The organism is Flectobacillus sp., from assembly GCF_049240685.1.
Taxonomy (GTDB): Bacteria; Bacteroidota; Bacteroidia; order Cytophagales; family Spirosomataceae; genus Flectobacillus.
In genome coordinates, this window is the sequence record NZ_JBMLSD010000204.1 from 1 (window position 1) to 8385 (window position 8385).

8 protein-coding genes are annotated in these 8385 nt (G+C 36.8%); 2 read left to right on the top strand and 6 right to left on the bottom strand.

Annotated features, from left to right (window positions below; genetic code table 11):
• Nucleotides 1–331: 331 nt before the first annotated feature.
• Entirely contained in the window at nt 332–1174 is an 843-nt protein-coding gene (gene accD, locus ACOVQ4_RS09310; protein WP_421820380.1) for an acetyl-CoA carboxylase, carboxyltransferase subunit beta, read from the top strand.
• Nucleotides 1175–1479: 305 nt separating this feature from the next.
• Here the strand turns inward: accD and ACOVQ4_RS09315 are convergent, their stop codons facing one another.
• From ACOVQ4_RS09315 to ACOVQ4_RS09335, 5 genes are all read right to left on the bottom strand, one after another.
• Nucleotides 1480–2964, bottom strand: a complete 1485-nt coding sequence (locus ACOVQ4_RS09315) for a tetratricopeptide repeat protein (RefSeq protein ID WP_421820381.1) — start codon at nt 2962–2964, stop codon at nt 1480–1482.
• A 138-nt stretch (nt 2965–3102) separates the two neighbouring features.
• Entirely contained in the window at nt 3103–3861 is a 759-nt protein-coding gene (locus ACOVQ4_RS09320) for a zinc ribbon domain-containing protein (RefSeq protein WP_421820382.1), read from the bottom strand.
• A gap of 78 nt (nt 3862–3939) precedes the next feature.
• Nucleotides 3940–5037, bottom strand: coding sequence for a Nif3-like dinuclear metal center hexameric protein (locus ACOVQ4_RS09325; protein ID WP_421820383.1), 1098 nt, complete (start codon nt 5035–5037; stop codon nt 3940–3942).
• 210 nt (nt 5038–5247) lie between these two features.
• A complete protein-coding gene (locus tag ACOVQ4_RS09330) occupies nt 5248–5640 on the bottom strand; it encodes a VOC family protein (RefSeq protein WP_421820384.1) in 393 nt (130 codons plus the stop codon).
• A 550-nt stretch (nt 5641–6190) separates the two neighbouring features.
• On the bottom strand, nt 6191–6910 hold the full coding sequence (locus ACOVQ4_RS09335) for a GIN domain-containing protein (RefSeq protein ID WP_421820385.1): 720 nt from the start codon (nt 6908–6910) through the stop codon (nt 6191–6193).
• 215 nt (nt 6911–7125) lie between these two features.
• Here ACOVQ4_RS09335 and ACOVQ4_RS09340 point away from each other — a divergent pair, with 215 nt between their 5' ends.
• Nucleotides 7126–7563, top strand: coding sequence for an NUDIX domain-containing protein (locus ACOVQ4_RS09340; protein ID WP_421820386.1), 438 nt, complete (start codon nt 7126–7128; stop codon nt 7561–7563).
• Nucleotides 7564–7807: 244 nt separating this feature from the next.
• Here ACOVQ4_RS09340 and ACOVQ4_RS09345 read toward each other — a convergent pair whose 3' ends face one another.
• Nucleotides 7808–8182 (bottom strand): DUF423 domain-containing protein, encoded by a 375-nt coding sequence (locus ACOVQ4_RS09345; protein WP_421820387.1) that lies wholly within the window; start codon nt 8180–8182, stop codon nt 7808–7810.
• Nucleotides 8183–8385 lie beyond the last annotated feature (203 nt).

Consider the following 8385-nt stretch of genomic DNA (forward strand, 5'->3'; position numbering starts at 1 on the left):
GCTTTCAGCTTTCAGCAAAAACATTTATCACTCTTTGCCTAATGCCTTATTCGTAAACACAAAACTTAAATCTAATTTTGCTCGATTACTTAATATTAGCTGTATAGTTCAATAAATTACGGAAAATGTTGTCAAAATCAACACTTTATCTGTAAATTTCTGACCTTAAAATCAACTACTAAAACGAAAAAGCTTAGATAAAATTCAAGTTTTTGTTATTTCTCGATTGCTTAAGTTTTATCTTTGCGATTCATTATCACTCACAACGAGTATTTTACCTAGTGTTTCTTTTCCTAAAAAAACACGTAAAATCTTTAATTGAAAAAGAAATATGTCTTGGTTTACCAGAAAAGATAAGGGGATTTTGACCCCAACCGAAGCTAAAAGAGAAGCACCAGATGGTCTATGGTATCAGTGTCCTTCTTGTAAAAAAGTTATGCACACGCGCGAACACCGCTTATTTGCTTGGACTTGTTCGGCGTGTAACTACCACGAAAAAATCGGTTCACAAGATTACTTCGAGCTACTTTTCGACCAATCACGTTATACAGAGATGGATGCCTTTATGTCATCAGGCGACCCTCTCAAATTTGAAGATACCAAACGCTATCCTGATCGTATCAAAGCTACTGAAAAGAAAACTGGCTTGAAAGATGCCGTACGTACTGCTCATGGTAAAATGAATGATGTAGACGTAGTTATTGCAGCTATGGACTTTTCATTCATCGGTGGTTCGATGGGCTCAGTAGTTGGCGAAAAAATTGCTCGTGCAATTGATTATTCGCTAAAGCACAAAATTCCGTTCTTGATGATTTCAAAATCAGGTGGAGCTCGTATGATGGAGGCGGGTTTCTCACTAATGCAAATGGCTAAAACATCAGCTAAGTTAGCCTTACTTGCTGAAGCTAAAATCCCCTATGTATCGTTGTTGACCGACCCTACTACTGGTGGTGTTACAGCTTCTTACGCCATGTTGGGTGACTTTAATATCTCTGAGCCTGGGGCTTTGATTGGATTTGCTGGGCCTCGCGTTATTCGCGAAACTATCGGTAAAGACCTTCCTAAAGGATTCCAAAGTGCTGAGTTTGTACTAGAACATGGCTTCTTGGATTTTATTGTAGATAGAAAAGATTTGAAAGATAAGCTAACAGCGTTGTTCAATATGTTGAAATAGGCGATGCGCTATTTGTTGAGTGAATGTTGATTGAGCAAATCAGTGATTATGTTAAAATGTTTATTCTAATAGTAGAGACGCAAGCATTGCGTCTCAATGCTTGCGTCTCAAACCAAGTAAATCTAGCATAATAGCCACAAAAAAGGGGTCGGAAAATATATTCTGACCCCTTTTTTATGAAAATTTGGAGGATAATCCCAATCCCAAAATTCGGAATGACTCATGTTTAATGTTAATCTAAAAAATAGGTCATAATTCCGAAATCCAATGTCTGAAATGAATATTTTTAAATCCTTCACACACCACTAATTTAAGGTATTCAAGGCTGCTTTGGCTTTGTTGTCAGCAGAGTTTTTATATTCATGCTTTGAATAGGTTAATACTTTTTCGAAATAGTATTTAGCTTTTTCTTTTTGTTTAGTTTCTTGAAAAATATATCCTAACTGCAAACAAGAAAGTGCTCCATAGCTGATGGAGGCATTCTGAGTAAGTACAATAGCTCTTTCAAAATGCTCTTCTGCCAAAATTATCTCTAGTAATTTTTGATGAACTCTTCCTTTTCGGTAGTTATACTCTGCTTTCTCCGTATTTGAACCAAAGTGATTCTCTTTCAATTCAGACAACAACTCTTTTGCTTTTTGATAATACCCACCATCAAATGCCAATCGTGCTTTCATCAGTTTTTTAGAAGCTTCGTTTTTCAATGATGTATTAAACTTTTCAGTAAATCGTAGGGCTGATTGGTCTGCTTCCACAATGGTTGAACCTTGTGTTTTTACTTTTTCTAAATAGTTCATCGCTTTGGTATCTTCATTAATAAGCCATGAACATAGAAACAATTTATAATAAGTATCCTTAATAAAATTAAAGCCTTTGTACTGTTGTAAAAACACTTGATAATAACGACTCGCCAAGGTATAACTCCCTTTCTGAATTTCTATTTCACCGTGTAGGTATTGCAAAAACGGAAAAGCCCAATAGCCCGCCTTGGTATTTAAAGTATCACATTTTTTAAGCAAAATATGAGCATAGCTGCTATTTCCTTCTTTCATGTAGGTAGTTACTCCCAAAAATTGGATTAATAGACTTTCTTCATTTTTATCCAAAAACTGTTCGTAATCCTGCAAAATCATGGGGGTAAAGCCAAGAATATAAGCATGAGCCAAATAGTACATTACGTTGGCTTCTGTAGCATAACGAGGTTCATTTATGCTTACATTTTTTAGTTCTTGTAGGCCATATTTTACAGAACCCTTAAGGCCCAAAAGCTTGGCAACCCACAAATAATTCTGAGGTATGGACCCCACCATAATATGAAGCAAACCGAGTGATTTTTGTTGGGGAATAAAATTAGGAAATTTCTTGGCGTTACTTTCCAGCAATTTAGAGGCTTTTATCAAATTCCATGCACCTTTTACTTCGTGTCCAAATTTGAGCTTCGCTGTAGCTAGGTGCAGGTACATCTCGGCAATAATCCATTGTTTTTCAGGAGAGGTATCAGGAAAATCTTCCAATAAAGTCAATCGGGTAGATTGTATATCGAGAAATTGTTCAAAATCGGCTTTATCTTCCGTAATCATCAACTCTATCAAATCGGTATAGCTTTGAAGATAGAGCTTAATTCCTGAGGTATTTTTTTGCGAAGCCAGCAATGCTTTAGTTTCCTGCAAACGCATTTTCCAAAGTGAAGTATAGGCCTTTTGCAATACTGGATTCCATTCAAAGTCATTTGCTTTACTTTGAAAATTAATCAAAACCAGAAAAAGAACCATAAACTTTCGTATATCCATACCCATTATTTGAAAATTTTATAACGTCGATACGGTTAATAAGTTGTAAAAAACTACCCTAGATTGTAGCATCGCTATAAACAAATAAAGCCCACAACTGAGTAGTTATGGGCTTTGACTATATTTTTTGCAAATTTCTTAGCGTTTTGAAGCTGTGATAACATCTTCAACACCAGCCAAGATACGACCGCAGTGCTCACATACGATAATGCGTTTGTGATCTTTGATATCTGCCTGACGCTGTGGGGGCACTACATTGAAACAGCCACCACAAGCACCACGCTTAACCAAAACTACAGCAAGTCCGTTTGCATAGTTTGTTCTTAATTTATCATAAGGGCGCAACAAACGTTCTTCAACAAATTTTACTGCTTTCTCACGATCTTTCAACAAACGTTGCTCATCGTCTTCACTTTCAGAAATCAAAACGTCCAATTCTTTACGTTTTGCATCAAGATCTTTTTGACGGTGGAAAAGACGAGTTTCAGTTTCAGAAACATCATCACGTTTGTTCAAGATTTTGAATTCGAATTCACGCATACGTTTGTCTGCCAATTCGATTTCCAATTGTTGTAATTCGATTTCCTTCGAGATGGCGTCGTACTCACGGTTGTTACGAACGTTCATCTGTTGGTCTTTGTATTTGTTTACAAGCTTTTCTGATTCTTTTTTCGTATTTCTATTCTTCGAAATTTCTTCTTCTAAAGAAGCAATCTCGCGATTGAATTTTCCGATACGTGTTTCGATACCAGCAATTTCATCCTCCAAATCACGAACCTCTTCTGGCAAGTCGCCACGCATTTTTTTGATACTATCTAAAGATGAATCTATGGTCTGAAGTTTCAGAAGTGCTTCTAATTTCTGAGCAATGGTTGTTTCGTTAGCTACTACTGCCATTTTCGTTATACGTTATGCGTTAAACGTTATTTGTTAAGTTCTATGTTGTAATGATTACCCTCTACTCCTAACGCCTGTTCAAAAATACTGTACAGGATTCGTATTTACCTGACTTTTGAGAATCGCAAAATTACTAAATTTTTCAGATAAATAACTAATAATTAATTCCTTTGTGTAAACTTCTGACTCATAATGACCAATATCGCAGATGATAATCTTGTTTTCGGCATCAAAAAACTCATGATATTTGTAATCTGCCGTCACAAACACGTCTGCACCTTGTCGAATGGCGTCATTGAGTAAAAAGCCTCCTGCCCCACCACACACGGCTACTTTCTGGATTTTTTTTCCTAAAAATGGTGTATGACGAACGGTAGACAAGGCCATGGAGTCTTTTAGGTATTGTAAAAAAGAGGCTTCTTCGAGCCCTTGTTCCAAATTTCCGATTGCTCCAGCCCCTACTTGAGCCAAATCGTTCTCTAAGTTAGACAAATAATAGGCAACCTCTTCATAAGGATGCGCTTTTTTTAAGGCGCTCAGAATCGCAGATTCTTGATGTGCTTGCAAAATGACTTCTATTCTAAACTCTTTTACCTCCTCGTCTTTGTCGACGGTTCCGATAAAAGGGTTTGCTCCACCCGTAGGGCGAAACGTACCTATACCTTCTACGCTAAAACTACAGTTTTTGTAATCGCCAATTTGCCCAGCCCCAGCCTCATACAAAGCATCCAAGACTTTTTGACCATGCTCAACAGGCACAAAAGTTACTAGCTTTTTCAGAAGATTTTTTTTAGGCTGTAATATTTTTACATTTTGTAAGCCTAATTTTTCTGCAATCTTAAAATTCACGCCACCTTCCACATGGTCCAAATTGGTATGCGAGGCATAGATGGCAATATCATTCTTGATAGCCTTAATGACTACTCTTTCAACATAGTTTTTGCCATTTAACTTCTTTAATCCTTTAAAAACAATAGGATGATGTGCTATAATTAAATTACATCCTGCCTGAATAGCCTCCTCTACGACCGCCTCCGTGCAGTCGAGGGTACATAAGATGCCTTTTACTGCCTCGCTGGGGTCTCCAACGATAAGACCTGCGTTGTCATAGCTTTCTTGTAAAGATAACGGCGCTAATCGCTCCATGTAATTGGTTATGTCTTTAATTAAAGTCATATTTAAGGGTAAAGGCTGAATTGTGAATAATGAATTTTGAATATACCATTAGGATTGTACGAAGGATTTTCACCTATTGCAGATTTGGGATTTCTGATTTCGGAAATAAGGTAAAATACCTTTATTTTTTGTAAAACATAAAAGATTACACTTCCGAAATCTAACATCCGATATCCAAAATAAACACTCTTTACAATCCTTCGGATACAATTAAACATTTCGTTGAATCAAATCCCAAAGATTACCGTACAAGTCTTCGAATACAGCTACCGTACCGTACACTTCTTGTTTGGGTTCTCTCACGATTTTGATATGATGTGTTACTAAATTTTGATAATCTCTCTCAAAATCATCTGTATATAAAAACAAAAATACTCGTCCTCCTGTTTGATTACCTACTCTAGTCTGCTGCTCTTCATTGGCTGCTTTTGCTAGTAATATGGCACATTCTTTGGCTCCTTTAGGTTTTACCAAAACCCAACGTTTTTCGGGGCTCATGACTGTATCTTCGATTAAATCGAAGTGTAACTTTTGAGTATAAAACTCAATTGCTTGGTCGTAGTCGTCTACCACAATAGCAATATGGGCAATGTGTTGATTCATAAGTCAGTAAGTATTAGTGCAAAATTATATTTAAGTTTTGTGTTTTAGGCACAAGGCAACAGGCACAAGGCACAGAGTGTTAAAATGTTTTTTAGTAATGATAGATATATTTTGCCGAATGCCCAGAGCCGAAAGCTCAAAAATTAAATCTTATTTTGCCCACTAACTTAAGTAAGTATGCAAAATTAGATTTAACTGGAGTACTTTAGGCTGTAAGCCGTAGGCATTAGGCAAACGCTCTTTATAATTTCATAAAAAACACTTTTTTCTTTAGCTTACGGCTTAATGCATACAGCTTATTGCCTAAAAACTTAAACTTAATTTTGTGTATTTACCTAACACTCTTTGCCTTATGCCTGTTGCCTAAAACACAAAACATAAATCTAATTTTGCACGAATACGGAAGTACATGGGTAAAATTAAAGCGTAAATATTTGTTTCTTTTTCAAAATTACTGGAAAATTTAGCTACTTCTATCAACAAAGAAAAAAGGCGAGAAAATCCCGCCTTCTTTAAATCGCCACAAATATATACTGTCAAATGAAGATTTTTAATCTTGTCTCACGATACTTCCTCCCGAAGTTTTAGCGTCAATAACTGGAGTACCTCTAAAGTATACCGAGCTGGCACCAGATGCCACAACATTGAGATAACGAGATGCCATTACTCTTACTTTACTAGCACCTGATACAGTTAAATAAGCCTCCTCACTTCTCATGGCAAAACCATTGACTAAAGATGAACCAGAGATTCCTCCTGAGATTTTTTGAGTATCGCCCAATAAATCCAAGGTAGATGCCCCTGAAATATCGAATGTAAAATATTGTGCGTCTGAATTGAGGTCTAAATACGAAGAGCCCGAAAGGTTAACATACATATCTCTTTCGTCGAAACCGTATACCTTTCCAGTACTTGCGCCCGAGAGCTCAAATGATCGCAATGATGGCATCACAATATCAAAAGTAACTTGATAACGACGACTGCGATAGTTACGATAGTTGGCCATTAATACGCCATTTTTTACATAAATATCGAGGTCGTTCAAATCGTATTCATCACCCCGCACAAACACGCTAAAGGTGTTTCCCGCTCTTACATTTACCTTAAAAGCATCTCCCATATCGATACCATCGAAATTTCGAATCCGAACTTCCTGTTCGATTTCATAGCCTCTTGGGTTTACGTCGTCTACCCGAACAAAGCAACTGCTTAAAGTGAATATCATTAAGCCCAAAATACTTAGGAATAGAGTTTTCTTTGAAGTTTTCATAATGACTATACGTGTTTATGCCTTTTTTGAAGGCTTTTTGATTAAGAAGTTTTTCTGAGGTTCATTTGTCTTACTGACAAATCAATCGTATTTTACCCCTAGAATATTTTATACGTTAACATTTCATTAAGAAAAAAGTGAATAGGGGCTTTTCTTCTATTTTGTAAAAAAATCTCTATTTATACTGAATCTCAATATTTTAAAACAAGTAATTTATGAAAGTAAGGCCAAGCGTAGCGATTATCGAAAACAACCACCTACTACTGATGCGTTATGAATATGGTAACGCTCAAGTATTTAATCTGCCTGGTGGCAACACCGACCCTGGCGAAACACTAATAAGTACGTTAGAAAGAGAACTGAGAGAAGAATTAGGAATAGAAATAGAGGTTGGCCCAATGTTATTGGCTGGCGAGGTGATATTACCACAACAAAAAACAGATGTTTTGCATTGTGTGTTTATCGCGCAGGTTATTGGAGGCATTCCGATATTGAACCCCTCTGAAACCAGTGCTTTGGAAATAAAATGGATTCCGCTTTCAGAAATTCATCAGTTAGAAATGTATCCTAATGTTGGAACAGAATTACAAGAGGTACTTTTCCAGAATCAGATAGGTAAATACGTCGGAAAAATAAACCAGAAGTGGCACTAATGCGTGCAAAGTTTTGAATTTTGGTTTGTCCTTGCCTAAAATAGGTTGCTGCAATTTGATAAGATTTTCTACGTAGCTCATTTAAACCGAGTATAAATGCTGATTGTTTGAAAGAGTCTTCTGGTTTGTGCAGACGGTTTATCCAATGAAAGAGCAACCTAAATTAGGCAAAGACAAAGGTAGATTAGTCGAATACCCAAAGCTAACTGCCGAGCCCCCGACAACACCACTGTATTTTGTTGGCTTACTTACTTTTTGCAATTCCGATGGCCAAAAGCACCCAACCTACCATCAAGGCGGTGCCACCGATTGGTGCTACAGCTCCCCACATAGTTACTCCAGTTGCGCAAATCAAATATAAAGCACCTGCAAAAATAATAGTCCCTACCAACAAGGCATTTCCTGCATATCTTACAAAAGCATGTTTGAACGAACCTGTAAGAATACCAACAATCAATAATCCTAGTGCACCATACATCTGATAACGAGCAGCTGTTTCGAAAGTATCTGCTCTTCCTAGAGCTTCTAAACTAGCTTTAAAGGCATGTGCCCCAAATGCGCCCAGTGCGACAGATAAACCCGCCAAAATAGCGCCAATTTGTAAAAAAAACTTATTCATAATATATCAATTAGTTGACGTAAAATTAGCCTCTTAAGTTAGTACACAGGCAATAGGCTTTAAGCATTAAGCTATAGAAAAAAACGTTTTTTATGAAATCATAAAGACCTTTTGCCTAGGGCTTAAAGCATAAAGCTCAGATTTTTCAGGCAATAGGCTTTAAGCATTAAGCCATAAGCTATAGAAAAAACCTGATTACTGGA

Coding starts and splice junctions, on each gene's coding strand:
- accD (WP_421820380.1), top strand. CDS start 332: ATGTCTTGGTTTACCAGAAAAGATAAGGGGATTTTGACCCCAACCGAA.
- ACOVQ4_RS09315 (WP_421820381.1), bottom strand. CDS start 2,964: ATGGATATACGAAAGTTTATGGTTCTTTTTCTGGTTTTGATTAATTTT.
- ACOVQ4_RS09320 (WP_421820382.1), bottom strand. CDS start 3,861: ATGGCAGTAGTAGCTAACGAAACAACCATTGCTCAGAAATTAGAAGCA.
- ACOVQ4_RS09325 (WP_421820383.1), bottom strand. CDS start 5,037: ATGACTTTAATTAAAGACATAACCAATTACATGGAGCGATTAGCGCCG.
- ACOVQ4_RS09330 (WP_421820384.1), bottom strand. CDS start 5,640: ATGAATCAACACATTGCCCATATTGCTATTGTGGTAGACGACTACGAC.
- ACOVQ4_RS09335 (WP_421820385.1), bottom strand. CDS start 6,910: ATGAAAACTTCAAAGAAAACTCTATTCCTAAGTATTTTGGGCTTAATG.
- ACOVQ4_RS09340 (WP_421820386.1), top strand. CDS start 7,126: ATGAAAGTAAGGCCAAGCGTAGCGATTATCGAAAACAACCACCTACTA.
- ACOVQ4_RS09345 (WP_421820387.1), bottom strand. CDS start 8,182: ATGAATAAGTTTTTTTTACAAATTGGCGCTATTTTGGCGGGTTTATCT.